This is a genomic window from Rhizobium viscosum, assembly GCF_014873945.1.
In the GTDB taxonomy this organism is placed as follows: Bacteria; Pseudomonadota; Alphaproteobacteria; order Rhizobiales; family Rhizobiaceae; genus Rhizobium; species Rhizobium viscosum.
Window position 1 is genome coordinate 325,872 of record NZ_JADBEC010000002.1, and the last position, 15,318, is coordinate 341,189.

Sequence of the window (15,318 nt, forward strand, 5' to 3'; positions counted from 1 at the left end):
AAACGAGGATCGTCAGTAGGCTCCCCTGCGCTTGAAGACCGCAGGAATTGTGCTGAGAAGAATTTGGCAATCGAACCACAGGGACCGGTTGTCGATGTAGAACTCGTCGAGTTGCTGCTGCAGCTCGATATCCGCATTGCTTCGTTCGGATATCTGCCAGAGGCCCGTGAGCCCCGGCGTTACGGAACGGCGCTTGTCTCTAAATTCGCCGTCCATGGCCAGGAGGTGATACTCCGGGAACGGGCGCGGTCCGACGATGGCCATCTCGCCTGCAATGATGTTCGCCAATTGCGGGAGCTCGTCGAAGCTCGAAGAACGCAGAAGATGTCCGATGACCGGGAGGACGCGCGGATCGTCCTTGAGCTTGAAGTGGGCCAACCACTCGGCCCGCATGGCGGGGTTCTCGCGGAACAATGCTTCGAGGCGTTGTTCCGCATCTTGATACATCGTCCGCAGTTTCAGGACGTGCACAGGCTTGCCGGACAGTCCTTCCCTGGTATGCCGGAAGAAGACCGGCCCGGGATCGATGGCGTAGATTGCGGCGGCCGCAATCGCGATGAAGGGCGCAACCACGATCGTTGCCGGGATGGCGATTGCGAGATCGAGGATCCGGCGAACCAGGTCCGAGTTGACCGAATTCCCACCTGTCGTGAGGCGAATGCCGATCTCTCCGCCGACATCTGCGGGTCGCAAACCGCTGACCTTGAGGCTCGGCGTATCGGACAGGAGGATGACTTCAGCGAACCTCCGGCGCATCGCCGCCAGATCGAGTGCAAGCGAGCCTGTGTCACCCGCAATCAGGGCAATGGATGGCCCACCGTCAGGCGATGCTTCCGGCGCATCGGAGGAAGCGTACTCCGGCTTGATGCCATACTGCCAATGGTCCTTGAAATGCGCCATGAGCGCGGGGATGAGGTTGCGCCCCCCTATGATCACTGCGCGTTCCCCCCAAATTCCGAGTCTCCAGCATAGGCTTCGGGCGAACCAGTGCACGAATTGCTGAACAATCAGCCCGAGGCCGAGGAAGCCAATGATGGCAAGCGGCAGCCCGCCCCCTTCCGACAGGATGATTGCTCCGAATACAGTAAGGACAGCGACCTTGACGGCAGCTATCGCGCGCCGCCGCAGATGTTCGTGGTCGTGCAGCCGATAACCGGGATAGAGGCCGGCCGATGCATAAAGAACGATCGCAGCCAGTGCTGCGAGGGTGAAAGCACGCTCCACAACCGTGCTCTCCGAGCCACCGGGAAGAAAGGTCAGGAGAACAAAATAGGCAACCAGATAGCTTGCAATGTCACCGGCAACCAGGAATGACGACGTTACGAGCCGAGGAAGCCGACGCCGCAGTGCAATCGGCATATTCAGCCCTGACAGCCCCAAAGGATCGGCGGTCTTGGCTGCTATGGGGGGCACGGAACCTGCCGGAATTGCCCGCGACGCCATGTCATTTGTGGTGTTCGACGGACCCGATGTTATCGCTGACGGCGCAAATGAGGACATGATGCTCTTACTCCTCTACGGCCTCTGTCCCGACACACCCGATCCAGAAACGGCGTCTTCGATCGGAAACTTCCGAAGGCCCAGTCTCTGGAAGGCAGTCAGTGAGATGAAGGTTGGCACGACGAGCGCATAGCGCCGCCACAGCCGTCGCGGCTCGCATAGAAGACGAAACGCCCATTCGAAGCCGCTTCTTTGAATGACCCTTGGAGCCTGCCGCTTGAGGCCGGCGTGGAAATCGAAGGCAGCGCCGACACCGATGAGCATCGGTGCTTCCAGACGGTCGCGCATGCGTGCCATCCAGAGCTCCTGCTTGGGACTGCTCAGCCCGACCCAGATGATATCGGCGCCCGACCGATTGAGCCGGTCGGCAATATCCGCTTCCTCCTGCATCGAAAGCTGGCGGAAAGGCGGTGCGTAGGAGCCAGCGATCTGTGCTTGCGGAAATTTTGCGAGAAGTCGCGCCTGCAGCTGCTCGAGCGTTTCCGCAGTTGCGCCGTAAAGGAAGTGGCGTAAGCCTTTGGAGCTGCCCGCATCGAAAACGGACAGCATGAGATCCGGTCCGTAGACCCTGTCACTTTCGACATGACCAGCGTGTTTCAGTGCCCACACCAACGGCATGCCGTCGGGGGTTACAAGGAATGCCCGGTTATGGATGGATCGAAGCTCGGGATCCTTTTGACACCGGACGACACCGTGCGCGTCGCGAACGCATACATATTCCTTCCTACCGTCTTCAATTGCCTTTTGGATAAGTCCGGTCGCGCTCTTGAGATTGACCGCGGAAACTCGAACACCAAGGACATTCGTCCACTTCAGGGAACTCTTTACATCACGGACTGAAGGTTGGTTTCTGTCTGCCGGTGAATTTCTCATGACCTACGCTTTTGCCAACTGAAACTGTAGTCAGAATATGCTGGCAAGCCCGCGGCCTCCATACTTTCAGCTCCAGCTATTGGACGTAGAAAGACTTCACATTTCTGGTTCCGCATAGAAATAAATTACAATATTCGAAGTAAGGCAGTATCCCCGGGGTATGCCCGATTGCTCTTTTTGATAGGCGTTACCCCGAAAAGAGCGGTTTGACCTTCGCGCAGCCGTAGAAGACAGTCGCTTTAGCGCGACCAAAGCTGGGGAGGTTTGAGCGCAACAAAACCGGGGAGAGAGACAATGGTGAATTCAACAGGGGCGAATTCAATAGACGAATTACGGGCGCCGGCCAGCGAGCTTTCAAAAGCGCCCAGCACGACCAACCAGTTGCAGAACGATTTGACCTCTGACGGCTATATCGTCATCAGGGATGTCCTGACGCCCGAGCAGGTGGAAAGGTTACGGCGGGTCGCCAAACAATATCTGAGGTCCGGCGGCAAGTATTTGTACGGCGGCAAATTCCAGCTTCACGCCATGTATGTCGTAGACGAAGTCGCTAAATTTATGACTTCAAATACAATTTTAAGTCGCCTAAAGGAAATAACGCAACCCCTCGATGTTGTTCTTACCGGGGAATGCGATCTCATGATCAACACGACATCGTCGTGGCACAATGACGTCCCTCACCATCCTCGCTGCGTTGATGGAAGCATTTTCTCGGACGAGAGCTTCAGGGTCTACAAGATCGCATTCTACCTGCAGGACCAGGACGAGAACTCCAACGCCACATTGAAGGTGCGACCGAGATCCCATCTCAAGGGTTTGGTCCAGAGCCTGCCAGCGAAGGGCCTCGGGGTAAGGGCGGGCGACGCGATCATCTTCGACGTGCGTATCGAACATGCCGGGCAGATGCCGACGCTGATTGACAGGAGCCTGCGCAAATTCTTCGAGCGGATCGGGCCGTTGCTTCGCCTGGATGTTCAGAAGGCATTCACCGTAACGCGATCAATCATTCGACGGCTCAGCAGAACGCCTGACCGCGTCGCGGTTTTCATGACATTCGGTCCATCAGATGCGGAGACCTACTCCTATGCCGAGGAAGGCCGCCATCGCCATCCCGGCGTTCGGGGAACGCTCAATGCGGACGTGCTGTCACAGCTTGCCGCAAACAACATTGTTCCGCCGATTATCGGGGCGCCCGCGTAACCGCATCAAGCCTTCGGGCACGGACCTCAATGCACATGATCATGCAGGCCCATGCCTGCGCACTATTGAAAATTGTGCGCAGGCTACACCGGTCGCACGGTGAGCCGCCGGCGATGCCGAACGGTGCGGCATTCTCGATCAGCTTGACCGCGATCCCGATACTGCCAACTACCGGCAACATGGGCCGACGACATCAAAATAGCCTCACAATATCCGCAACGAACTAACCCCGATGGCGGCAGCATCTACGTCTAAAGCATGTACCCATTATCCAGGGACCAGGTTGCATTTACGCTCTCCGCGGTTCCCTCCCCCAAAGGGTGGCGGCCAGGGTCAAGGGGATTGCCAATAAGAGCAGATGTTACGTGTGTCCATTCACCGGTAGCTTGGAAAGGAATGCATAGCGCAAAGGACATGGCTGGGCGGTAGTTTCTAATGACGTAAGGCGATGATTCCGGCGCAGGCTGATTGTTCGTAGTTGACGCTTAGAGGTTGGGATTCCTATGGTTTCGCGTTCTGGTCCTGGTTCTGCACAATACACGATGGAAGCGTCACTCGCCCCAACATTGTTGGCGGTGACCTCTTCAGCTCTATGCGAGATCTCGTCGGACACGATCGTGGTCACGGTGCCGCACCGCGGTGCAGCACCGCAAGCCGCTTGAGAGGGTGTCATGGAGCGGCCGGGCATCAGCGTTCTTATCAACAATTACAACTACGGCCGCTTCGTCGGACAAGCGATCGACAGCGTCTTGAGCCAGGGGATTGCCGACGTCGAGATAATCGTCGTCGACGATGGATCCGGTGACGAGTCGCGCTCCGTTTTGGAAGCCTGTGACAGCCGGGTGAAGGTAATCTTTCAGGAGAACGCGGGACAGGCTGCCGCGATCAACGCCGCCGTGAAGCTCAGCAGCGGCGGCATTCTCTGTTTTCTCGATGCTGATGACTGGTGGGCGCCGGGCAAACTATCGGCGACCGTAGCGGCCTTTCGCTCGCATCCCGAGGTATCGCTTGTCTATCACCGACTTCAGCCAACTTCGGTTGATGGATCACCGACCCTCAAACCGATCCCACGAACCCTGTGTTCCGGAGACCTGTCGCCGCAGCTGGCCAAATCGGCTGGATGGTGGCCCTTCCCCATGACATCGGCCATCTCCGTACGACGCAGTGCGTGGGATGCTGCAGGGCCTATTCCCGAACAGTTCCGCATATCCGCTGATGCGTGGCTCACGGGGATCTATCCGTTTCTGGGAGACGTTGCCGCCTTACCGGAACCACTTGGGTTCTACCGAATTCACAACAACAACTGGTACCGGCCGATCGATGATGCCTCCATGCTGAAGCGGCGAATGGCGCATTGGCAACGTAGTGTCGAGGCGACAAACCGGTTTCTCTCATTCCATGATCTGCCGGCGAGGCTTAGTCTCGCGGATCACTATCCCTATCAGATGGCGGCAGCTGTGCTGGATGGCGTCAATGCACGCACCCGGCTCAAGCTTGCTGTCGAAGGGCTATTTTTCGCCGGAGAACCGAACTTGCTGCGGCGGACGCGCGACGCGTTGCGTGGCGCCTATCACCTTCCTCGCCCCGGCCGGGACTTAAGCTTATCGGAGGCAGCGGAATGAAGGCGCTGCTGCTGGTTTCCGAGCTGGAAGACTACACCATATCGTTCGCGAGCGGCGTTGCACGGCACATGCCGGTCATCCTTGGCGTTCCGCGCCGGCGCTACGCACATCTTGCTTCCTGGTTCGATCCGGCCGTCGATCTTCACCTTCTGGACTGGCCACGGCACCGCTCGCTTGCCAATCCGTGGTTCCTGCATCACCTCACGCGTCTCATCCGGCAGGAGAAGCCGAATCTCATTCATCTCCTCAGCAATTCCACGCTATGGCTGAACTTTGCCGCGCCATTCTGGCGCCCGATTCCGCTCTTGACCACTGTCCATGATGTGGAAGTGCATCCCGGCGATTCCGATACACGCACGTTGCCCGGCTGGGCTCCGGAATTGATGGTAAAACAGTCAGGGCATATCGTCGTGCACGGCGAGGGGCTGAAGCGGATGGTCCTCGATCGATATTCAAAAGCCCCGGATCACGTCCATGTGCTGTCGCATCCTGCCATCCATCGCTATGCCGAACTCGCTCGGCGGCAGAAGATGACGCGGAGTGCCGCCGACGGAACGGTCCGCGTCCTGCTCTTTGGACGGATTTTCGCTTACAAAGGCTTGGAGCATCTGATCCGCGCCGAGGCCATGCTCAAAAATGCGCTCCCCAATCTGCATATTACGGTCGCAGGCCGGGGCGACGATCCCTGGGTGTTCCGATCGCTGATGGGAGAGGCCGGGCGCTACGATATTCGCAATCGTTTTATCGAAGACGCAGAAGTCGCCCAGCTTTTCCTGGATGCCGATATTGTCGTCCTTCCCTATACCGAAGCATCCCAAAGCGGCGTGCTCAACCTTGCTGCGGCGTTCGGCAAGCCCGTGATCGTGACCGACGTGGGCGAATTGCGAACGACCGTTCAGCCCAACGGACTGGGAATGGTGGTTCCACCAGGGGATGCGGCAGAGCTCGCAAAAGCCATCCGGACATTGGCTGACAATAGCGAGCTCAGAAACAATCTCGGTGCCAACGCGCTCGCATGGGCCACAGGACCGAATTCGCCCGAACAGGTCGGCGCCCACGCCGCAGCCCTTTATCGCGAGGTGGCCGGATCATGCTGATGAAGGTACTCGCGGATGGTCCTCAGATGGCGATACGAAAGAGGGCAAGCGTCCGCCACTATGTTCCGGGTGGCTGCGAGAATGGCGGCGGTATTGGCAGGCTGGTCGGTTATATAACCAGCACGGCGAAAGAGGGCGGAGCAGAACATGCCGTCACTGACACCAGGGGACCTCGATGGTCCGCGGCGACGTCGTCTCTGCGCCTTTTGGGCGCCATCGTGACGATGGCGAAGGATCGAATCCTCGATCCGACACGCATTCATCATATCCATGTCGCCGGCCGCGGCAGTACTTCCCGAAAGCTGATCCTGACCGAGGCTGCCCATTTGCTCGGGTGCTTTCACATATTGCACCTGCACGACTACGACTATGCCAGCGACTTTGCTGCACGCTCGCCGCGTCAGCAATCGCTCATACGCCGGATGTTTCAACGTGCTGATTGCGTCGTGGCGCTGGGCGAGCGGGATCACGTGACGCTCGCCACACTTCTCGGTGTAGACGAGCATCGCCTTGTGATTGCTCACAATTGCGTCCCCGATCCCGGCGCGCACAATGTTCGTGCCGGCGAGCCGCCATTGATCGTGTTCCTCGGCCGGCTGAGCGAACGCAAAGGCGTTCCGGAACTTCTGCTCGCCCTCAGCCATCCAGTCATGAAAGAGCTTCGATGGCGGGCAGTACTGGCGGGCGATGGGCCTGTAGAGGATTATCGCCGCCAGGCTGCAGACATGGGCCTTTCAGGTCTGGTGGAAATGCCAGGATGGCTTGGCGCCGATGAGGCACGGGCGCTGTGTGCTCGTGCTGATATCTTGGTCCTGCCCTCACATGCCGAAGGCTTGGCAATGGCCGTGCTCGAAGGACTTTCCCACGGACTTGCCGTTGTCACCACCCGTGTTGGAGCACATGACGAAGTCATCTCCGATGGCGAAACCGGTGTCTTCGTCCCTGTCGGGGACAAGGATGCCTTGGCCGCAGCCCTGGCGAAACTGATTACGGATCCAGAGACCCGCAGCCGCCTCTCAGCCGGGGCACGCGCTCATTATCTCAACCATTTCAGTATGAAAGCATACATGCGGTCGATGGAAAAACTCTACGAAACCATCTCCGCGCAACCTCAAGCAAAGGTTAGCGCACAATGACAATTTCAACTTTTCCGCCAGACCGAAACGTCCCGCTCCCGGCCGTCCATTATGAGCCCCGGTTTCAGACGGAGATGAAATCGGAAGAGTTCGACCTGACGTCTGGATTACGTTTGCTGCGTCGGCGTCTTGCGATGATCGTTGCGGTGATGGTGGTGCTGATGGCGGCTTCGATCGTGCTGATCTCAGGCTTGAAGCCGACCTATCACGCCGCCTCCCGGCTGATGATCCATAAGCCCCTGGCAACCGCACTCAGCACCGGCGATGCCGGCAACACTGCGCCGCTGAACGTCACGTCCGAGACCGAGCGGCTTCTGTCCAGAAGCGTGACGGAGCGCATCATCCGCGACTTGCGGCTCGACGAGCGGCCGGAGTTCAACCCGGCCCTGCGCCAGGCCTCCGTCATCGACGAGATCAGGGCAACCTTGCGCGGCCTGGTGAGCAGCGATAAGCCGTCACAGCCGGCAGAAGACAGTATCGAGCCGATCATCCAGGCCTATTACAAGGCGCTGAGTGTCTGGCGTGACGGCCAGAGCGATGTCGTCCAGATCGGCTTTACCGCCAGCGATCCCGAACTGGCAGCCGCCGTCCCGAACCGGCTCATCAGCATCTATCTCGAAGAGCGCAAGGACAGTATCCGCGGCAGCCTGGACACGGCGGAAGCATGGATCGGCCAGCGCATCGCCGAACAGCAGGATCGCGCCAGGGCCGCCCGCGATGCCGCCGACACCTATCAGCAAACGATGGGCGTCGTTCAAAATGACGATGAGCAGAGCGAACAGGTCAAGGCGATCGTCGAATTGAGCGACCGGCAGACGAAGATCGGACAAAGCCGCGCCGACATCAAGGATACGATCGCCGCACTGGAAGCAGCCCGCGACCCTTCGCTTGCCGCCCAGAGCAAATCCGTCCCCGACAGCATCGGCGTAATGCAAAGCGACCTTCGCGCCCAGCAGCAGGATCTCGCACGCCTTCTCGACATCTATGGCAACGATGCCGCCGCCGTGGTCGACCTGCGGGCAAGGATCGACAGGTCCCGCACCGATCTCGGCGCGGCGGTCGACCGGTACCTGCAGTCCATGCGCGCCAAGCTGAGCACCCTTGATGACGAGGATCGTACAGTGCGATCGGCACTGGCGTCCGCCTATGAGCAACGCTCCCGCTCATCGCTGGCGCAGACCGAGCTCGGGCGGCTGCAGCGCATTGCCGACAGGGAGCAGACGGCGCTCGACAAGCTGGAGGAGCAGCGCCGCGGTCTTGCCGGACAGGCCATGCTGCCGGGCACCGAACTGGAGGTCCTGTCACCGGCTGCGGTGCCGCTTGCGCCGCAGGGGCGCAGCCGGCTGTTCTACCTGATCGGCGCCTTCTTCGCTTCGATCTCGGTTGCGGTGACGGCCGCCTTCGTGGTCGAGATGATGGACAGGACGGTGCGCAGCTTCGACCAGATCACTGGAATGGCGCGCATCGTGCCGGCCGGCTTCGTCCCGCATTTGCGACGCAAGGACCGCAGAGATCCCTCGCGGCTGTTCGGGCAAACGCAGATCGGCATGTTCGACGAAGCCATCCGCACCGTGATGATCTCGCTCAAACAGGCCAATGGCGGCAAGCTGCCGAACAGCATTGCCGTGACCTCGGCCCATAGCGGCGAAGGCAAGTCGCTGGTGGCCGGATCGCTGGCAATCGAGCTCGCCGCCAACGGAACGCCGGTGCTGCTCGTCGACAGCGACATCCGGCGCGGACATCTCGACACGCTGTTCCGGTCCGGCCTCAAACAGGGGCTGAATGAGTTCCTGAGCGGGCAGGCTGGCCTCGAGGACGTCGTCCATCACCATCCGAGCGGCATCGACTTCATCCCGGCCGGCAATCCCCGCCTGCAGCGGCGTATGCGCATGACCGACGTCGCCGAGATCATCGAGATGGCCCGCGCCAGAGGCCAGATCGTCATCTTCGACAGTGCGCCGGTGCTCGCCTCGGCCGATACGATGCATCTGACGGCGCTGACGGAACGAACGCTGATGGTCGTGCAATGGGCAAAGACCAGCCGCAGAGCCGCAGAGTTCTGCCTGCACCAGCTCAGAAGCGCCCGCAATGCCGATATCGTCGTCGCCATCAACAATGTCAAACCCAAACGGCACGCAAAATATAACTTCCGTGACTCCGAATTATACGCAAGGTCATTGATGAAATACCACGATTTTAAAATGTAATTCTCGACATTACGAAGGATCTAATAGGCTTGGTCGATCCACTGCTGCTTCAGCAGCAGGCGAACGCCATTAATCATCACAACCGGTACCCCAAGGGATCACCAGACTACAGGGACAGGAGAGGAGTGATGACGGATTATTACGTTGCTATTGACGGAAGCGACATCGCCAAAGGCAGCCTTTCAGCGCCATGGAAAACGATCGGCCGCGCCATGCAGGCGCAGCTCAAGCCCGGCGATCAGGTCGTGGTGAAGGCAGGAACGTATCACGAGCAGATCGTGGTAACGAAGGATGGCACGGCGGATAATTACCTCACCATCCGCTCCGAACAGTCGGGCGACGCTCTGCTTAGGCCGCCTGCTTCGGACACCTATAGCACCCTGAACGTGCGAGCGAACTACGTCAGGATCGAAGGCTTCGACGTCGTTGGCGGCGAGGGACACGCGATCGATATCGAAGGGTCGCACCATGTCACGATCAAGGACAATATTGCCCATGACAGTGGCGGTTCGGGTATTTCCAGCGCCAAATCGGATTGGCTGACGATTGAGGACAACCGGGTCTATGGCAACGCCGCGACGAACGGCTATCAGTGCAGTGGCATTTCGCTCTGGCAGAACATGGATCTCGCCGCGGGCAATGCCGAATTCCGCAACATCATCAGGAACAACATAAGCTATGACAACGTGCAGGGACCCGCAATCAACTGGGAACATACGGATGGAAACGGTATCATCATCGACGGCTTTCACGATACCAAATACCGCTACGGCACTCTGATCGAAGGCAATGTCTCATACGGCAATGGCGGTAAAGGCATTCACGTCTTCCTGAGCGACTTCGTCACGGTGCGCAACAACACCGTCTGGCACAACAACCATGACAATGCCAACAAGGGAAGCTGGCGAGGCGAACTGAGCAACGCCATGGGCAGTCACAACACCTGGGTGAACAATATTGCGGTGGCGGATCCGGGGACGGATTCTAGAAACCGGGCCATTAACGACGTCAGCACCAATGGCTACGTGAACGAGGATGTGAAGTGGTACAATAATATCACCTTCAACGGCACTCCGCGCGAGGCATCGGTGCTTTCGGACGGCCATGCGCCGGATGCAGCCAACGGAAACCTGCTTGGGCTTGATCCTCTGCTTTCGAATCCCGCCACGGGAGATTTTCAACTGAAGCCTGGTTCGCCGGCCATCAATGCCGGAACCTCCGCCTTCGGGCTTGGATCTGTCGATCTGGACGGGCGGGCCCGCTCAAACGGCAAGGTCGACATCGGAGCGGATGAGGCCGATTCCAGTGCGGACACGCCACCGAATGCCGAGAACATCTCTGGCTCGGTGCGGCGATGACCGCAGCCTGCGAAAAGCATCTTCGCCAATGGCGGCCAGATCACGGTGAGTTCAGCGGCGTGGATTGGCGCTTAGCCGCACGGCAACGAAACCGTCGATGACGCTCGTCGCCAGACCTGGAAAGCCTGAAAGGTTTCGGTGACCTGAAAATGCTGGTCGGACAGGAATGCGGCCAGCGCTCCCTCTGGATCGTAGATATCAGGCTTGCTGGTGACGACGAGAGTCGGAGCCTCCAGGGCGGAAGCAAAACCGGGCCGTGGCTCAGAGACATAGAGCGCGCTGCCACACCCCTTGCCCAACGGCACATGGTACACGAGAGCACCAAGTGCGTCGGCGCTCCACCAGACTCGATCGCCCCCAGTGAGGGCCGAGCGTACGACTGTGGCCGCAGCGCGATAATCGTCCTTGGCGTGACGCGGCGCGAATCTGATGCTCGCGCCAGAGGCCAACGCCATCATCAGGAAGCCAAGCACCACAAGCTTGCCGACGGGCCGGCGCCAGAGCAGCGTCGCACCTGTTGCCTGCAGCGCCAGGACAACTGCTATTGCGGGGGCAAGGTGGCGACCGACGACGCGCCAATGCAGAATATATCCGGCGATCAGGATCAATGCTGCGGCGGCCGTGAACGCGATCGCGCATGCCGCCAGTGTGCGAGGCGGAATATCGCGAACGGCCTGTATCACGCCGGCCAATGTTACCGCAGCGACCAGGATGGCGTAGCTCGCGAGCGCAACGAGGTAAGACGAGACGATCGCCCCCTCCCCGGCGCGCAGATCCGTGCGGCCCGGGCCAAGGCCCGCGAAACCCAGCAGTTCGTAGGCCGAGAACAACAATGTCCGCACGTCGGTCGTCGCGACTTTGGTGCCGCCTGCCCCCCCAAGCACGGTCCAGAGATAGTAGAGCCCGAGTGGCGCCAGCACGACCACGAGCAGAACCGACGGCCCGATGATGTGGCTGATAGCAAGCCGGCGAACGCGCCAGGGTACGGCACAAGCGGCGGCACCAACCGCGGCGGCAGCCCATATCGCGCCGAGCAAGCTGCTTCCGGCAAGAGCAATAAGCCCGAACGCCAGCAGCCAGACTTGATAGCGGCGAAGGAGCGGACCTTCCGCACTGCGATCGCTCGCTGCAACCACTGCGCGGTCGAGGAGACCGAAGACCATCAGGCTCGCCCCGATCTGCATGCCATAGGGCCGCGCCTCATCGATATAATACCAGAGGAACGCACTGGTCGCGGCGATCAGAAGGCGATCAACTCGGCCATTGGCGAAGACGTAGAGGCCTGGAATAAGCCAAAGAAGGTTCATCACTCTCAGCGCAACCTCGCCGTCGCCTGCAACCTTCTCCCAGGCCCAGATCACCACGAGGAAAAATGGCATCTGCGCATCTGAGCCTGTCTCCGCGACCATGCGCGCCAAAAGCGTCCCAAAATGCGGCTCCGCGGCACGCCACGCGGTGTTGGCCTCGTCTATCCAGTAACTCTGCCCGCTGATTGCGGTGCAAAGCGCAACCAAAGTGGCGACCATGGCGAGCCACAGGATGACGTGCCGCGATAATGGGTACGACTTCTGCAAAAGAGATGCTGGCTTATTGACTGGGTTCGATGGTCCCGAGATCTCCGCGCCCAGCGCCGGATTGAGGTCAGATATGCCCATACACGTACTAGTCCCAAAACCGTGTCCAGCGCCCCGCCGGTAATATATCCATCCCGGCCTGGATTTTCTCTAAGACTAACTCTTTCTCCGTTTGAGCAACAATCAGCACAAAGTGGTACGCATACGTCTTATGGCTCGCTTTCGACCGGCCGACATAAAGAATAAAGTTCATTTCTACAGAGGCTTGCGCGTCATCACGGACAGCGATGTCGGGGAAAATTCGATGAGCCTTGGAGCTTGCGAGTTCGGCAAGCTGGATGGAGCCGAGGATGGTCAAGAGTAAGACTATTGTAAAGAGTGATCGGATCGAACGGTTTCCTCGAAGGACCTGCGCCGACCGTCGTGCGGTAGCAGGCACGCATGGTCCAACACATTTCATTACATCGGGGGCTTAACATGTTGCCGCGTCGCACAGAGTCCCCCCGCACATGGCCAATTACCAAAACTGATCTTTCGCCTCACGGCATCTCAGATACGGACGGCCTGGTACTGAGTATTGTGGTGCCGGTGTTCAATGAGGAGGAGACGATCGTGCTCTTTCTCCAGGCCATGGATGCACAGACCAACGCGATCCGCAGCGCTCTCGGACCGGGCGGACAGGTAGAGATTCTCTTCGTCGACGATGGCAGCCGCGATCGTACTGTGGACATCATCGAAGGTCTCGTGGCGCAGCGAACGGACATCGGCCTGATCTGCCTGTCGCGAAACTTCGGCAAGGACGCAGCTCTGGCAGCCGGTCTCGCTCATGCCCGCGGAGATGCAATCATCCCGATGGACGTCGATCTGCAGGATCCGCCAGATATCGTTCCTGATATGGTGGGCGCCTGGATGCGCGGCGCAAAGGTGGTCAACGCACGCCGCAAGAGACGCGTCAGCGACACCTGGCTCAAGCGGTGCAGCGCCGCGGCCTTCTACGGCCTCTATAACAGGATGGCCGACTATCCCATCCAGGACAATGTCGGCGATTTCCGGCTACTGGACCGCAGCGTCGTCGATGTCCTGAACGGCATGCCGGAACGCATCCGCTTCATGAAGGGATTGTTCTCCTGGGTTGGCTTCACTCAGGCAACGGTCGAATACGACCGGCCGAAACGTACGGCAGGCACGTCGAAGTGGGTATATTGGCGCCTGTGGAACTTTGCCTTGGACGGGATCACCGGATCGACGACGATGCCTTTGCGGATCTGGACCTATGTCGGCCTCGTTGTCGTCTTTCTAGCGCAACTCTACGCGGCCATCATCATTGGGCGAACGCTGATATTTGGAGTCGATGCGCCCGGTTACGCCTCCATAATGGTGGTCATCCTGGTGTTCGGCGCGTTCAACATGATTTCCGTTGGGCTTCTCGGCGAATATGTCGGCCGCATCGCAGTCGAGGTCCGGCAACGGCCTTTGTATCTGGTCGAGCATCTGACCGGCCGGGCCGCTGCGGGGTCGATCAACGGTGCCGCTGCCGATCAGGCGCGACGCGATGCGTCCGCCGGTGCCAGCGCTCTGCGGCGGGTTGGCATCGCGGCAAGTCCAGCGGTGACAGGCGCGAGAACGACGGAAGGCCAGTTGAGCAGCCAGTTTCCGGCAGAATGACATGATGGAGAAGGCTTGCTATCCGGCAGTCGACAGCCCCAAAGTCATCATGCCCTGGCGGTCGATGGAGTGCATCGGCGTCCTCATTGCGCTGTTCCTTCTGAGCGGCTGCATTTTCCCCTTGGTCGATCGCGATGGCTCCCTGGACGCCAGCGAGATGGCCAAACTTCGCCTGCTGGGCATGCCTATCTATCTGATTTCTCTCGGGCTGTTGGCTCGAAATCAGGCAGAGCTGCTGCTCGCCATTCGCCGTAGCCTGCCCTTCGCCATACTTCTTCTCTTGCCGCTTGTCTCAGTGCTGTGGTCGTCGAGCCCCGCTCTCACTCTACAGCGGGGCATTGCGCTCATTCTCTCCGTATCGCTGGCATATCTTCTCGCTATCCTGTTCACGCCGCGGCAATTGCTATTGCTGACGGTTGTGGTGCTTGGTGCCGGCATGGTGTTCAGTCTTTTGATGGCTGCCGCATGGCCCAGTCGTGCGTTCACCGTAGGCGAGAGCTCCCTGAGAGGGGTCTTTGACAATAAGAACACCCTCGGGTGGAACGCAGCGATCGCGACTTTCGCGTGCAGCATGATGGCCGTGGATCGACGGGCTGGGCTTAGAATCGTCAGCATACCGCTGCTGTGCGCCAGTCTCGTTTGCCTCGTCGCGTCCCAGTCGATGACAGCCATGACCTCACTCGCCAGTGCGGTAGTGGCGACGGTTTTCTTCCTCGCCCTGTCGAAGACCCGCGATCTTGGGCGGGCGACGCTCGTGCTGGTCTGCCTGCAATTGGTTGCGCTGGTCCTTATAGGCCTCAGCGAATTGCTCGTTCCCTTGCTCGAAGCGATGGGCAAGGACGCGACACTGACCGGTCGCGTTCCGCTCTGGCGGGAAGTGGATCACGCAATCGGAAGGCGGTTGTTGTTCGGTTATGGCTATCAAGCCTTCTGGGCCGACTCCAACGCCGACGGCTGGTACGTGCGCGCTGCGGCCGGGTGGCCTGCGCCGCACGCCCATAACGGATTTCGCGACGTATTGCTGGGCCTCGGCCTCCTGGGTTTCATACCCTTGGTTTGGACCATTGCTCGCGCTCTTCGGCAGGG

11 protein-coding genes and 1 pseudogene are annotated in these 15,318 nt (G+C 59.5%); 8 read left to right on the top strand and 4 right to left on the bottom strand.

Annotation, left to right across the window (positions count from 1 at the left end):
• Window positions 1-12 precede the first annotated feature (12 nt).
• Together H4W29_RS22480 and H4W29_RS22485 are read right to left on the bottom strand one after the other, a co-directional pair.
• A complete protein-coding gene (locus H4W29_RS22480) occupies window positions 13-1,500 on the bottom strand; it encodes a sugar transferase (RefSeq protein ID WP_192731079.1) in 1,488 nt (495 codons plus the stop codon).
• A gap of 15 nt (window positions 1,501-1,515) precedes the next feature.
• Window positions 1,516-2,373, bottom strand: coding sequence for a WecB/TagA/CpsF family glycosyltransferase (locus H4W29_RS22485; protein ID WP_192731080.1), 858 nt, complete (start codon window positions 2,371-2,373; stop codon window positions 1,516-1,518).
• Between the two features lie 294 nt (window positions 2,374-2,667).
• Between H4W29_RS22485 and H4W29_RS22490 the strand changes: the two genes are divergently transcribed.
• From H4W29_RS22490 to H4W29_RS22515, 6 genes are all read left to right on the top strand, one after another.
• Window positions 2,668-3,573 carry a phytanoyl-CoA dioxygenase family protein gene (locus H4W29_RS22490; protein ID WP_192731081.1) on the top strand — a complete coding sequence of 302 codons (906 nt, stop codon included), beginning with the start codon at window positions 2,668-2,670 and terminating at the stop codon, window positions 3,571-3,573.
• 671 nt (window positions 3,574-4,244) lie between these two features.
• Window positions 4,245-5,195, top strand: a complete 951-nt coding sequence (locus tag H4W29_RS22495) for a glycosyltransferase family 2 protein (protein ID WP_192731082.1) — start codon at window positions 4,245-4,247, stop codon at window positions 5,193-5,195.
• Window positions 5,192-6,292 (top strand): glycosyltransferase family 4 protein, encoded by a 1,101-nt coding sequence (locus H4W29_RS22500; protein ID WP_192731083.1) that lies wholly within the window; start codon window positions 5,192-5,194, stop codon window positions 6,290-6,292. Before H4W29_RS22495 ends, H4W29_RS22500 begins: the two co-directional genes overlap by 4 nt.
• Complete coding sequence (locus H4W29_RS22505) at window positions 6,286-7,428, top strand: glycosyltransferase family 4 protein (RefSeq protein WP_192731084.1); 1,143 nt, start codon at window positions 6,286-6,288, stop codon at window positions 7,426-7,428. Before H4W29_RS22500 ends, H4W29_RS22505 begins: the two co-directional genes overlap by 7 nt.
• A complete protein-coding gene (locus H4W29_RS22510) occupies window positions 7,425-9,635 on the top strand; it encodes a GumC family protein (RefSeq protein ID WP_192731085.1) in 2,211 nt (736 codons plus the stop codon). Before H4W29_RS22505 ends, H4W29_RS22510 begins: the two co-directional genes overlap by 4 nt.
• Before the next feature lie 128 nt (window positions 9,636-9,763).
• A complete protein-coding gene (locus tag H4W29_RS22515; protein WP_192731086.1) occupies window positions 9,764-10,993 on the top strand; it encodes a right-handed parallel beta-helix repeat-containing protein in 1,230 nt (409 codons plus the stop codon).
• A 71-nt stretch (window positions 10,994-11,064) separates the two neighbouring features.
• Here the strand turns inward: H4W29_RS22515 and H4W29_RS22520 are convergent, their stop codons facing one another.
• Both H4W29_RS22520 and H4W29_RS22525 read right to left on the bottom strand, forming a co-directional pair.
• Window positions 11,065-12,372, bottom strand: a complete 1,308-nt coding sequence (locus H4W29_RS22520) for a phosphatidylglycerol lysyltransferase domain-containing protein (RefSeq protein ID WP_192731087.1) — start codon at window positions 12,370-12,372, stop codon at window positions 11,065-11,067.
• Window positions 12,373-12,655: 283 nt separating this feature from the next.
• The gene (locus tag H4W29_RS22525) at window positions 12,656-12,925 is read right to left on the bottom strand and encodes a hypothetical protein (protein ID WP_192731088.1); all 270 of its coding nucleotides are present in this window, start codon (window positions 12,923-12,925) and stop codon (window positions 12,656-12,658) included.
• A gap of 119 nt (window positions 12,926-13,044) precedes the next feature.
• On the opposite strand from H4W29_RS22525, the gene H4W29_RS22530 reads away from it, so the two are divergent.
• Complete coding sequence (locus tag H4W29_RS22530; RefSeq protein WP_192731089.1) at window positions 13,045-14,232, top strand: glycosyltransferase family 2 protein; 1,188 nt, start codon at window positions 13,045-13,047, stop codon at window positions 14,230-14,232.
• Window positions 14,233-14,806: 574 nt separating this feature from the next.
• Window positions 14,807-15,271, top strand: a pseudogene (locus H4W29_RS34450) (O-antigen ligase family protein); the annotation flags it as partial.
• Window positions 15,272-15,318 lie beyond the last annotated feature (47 nt).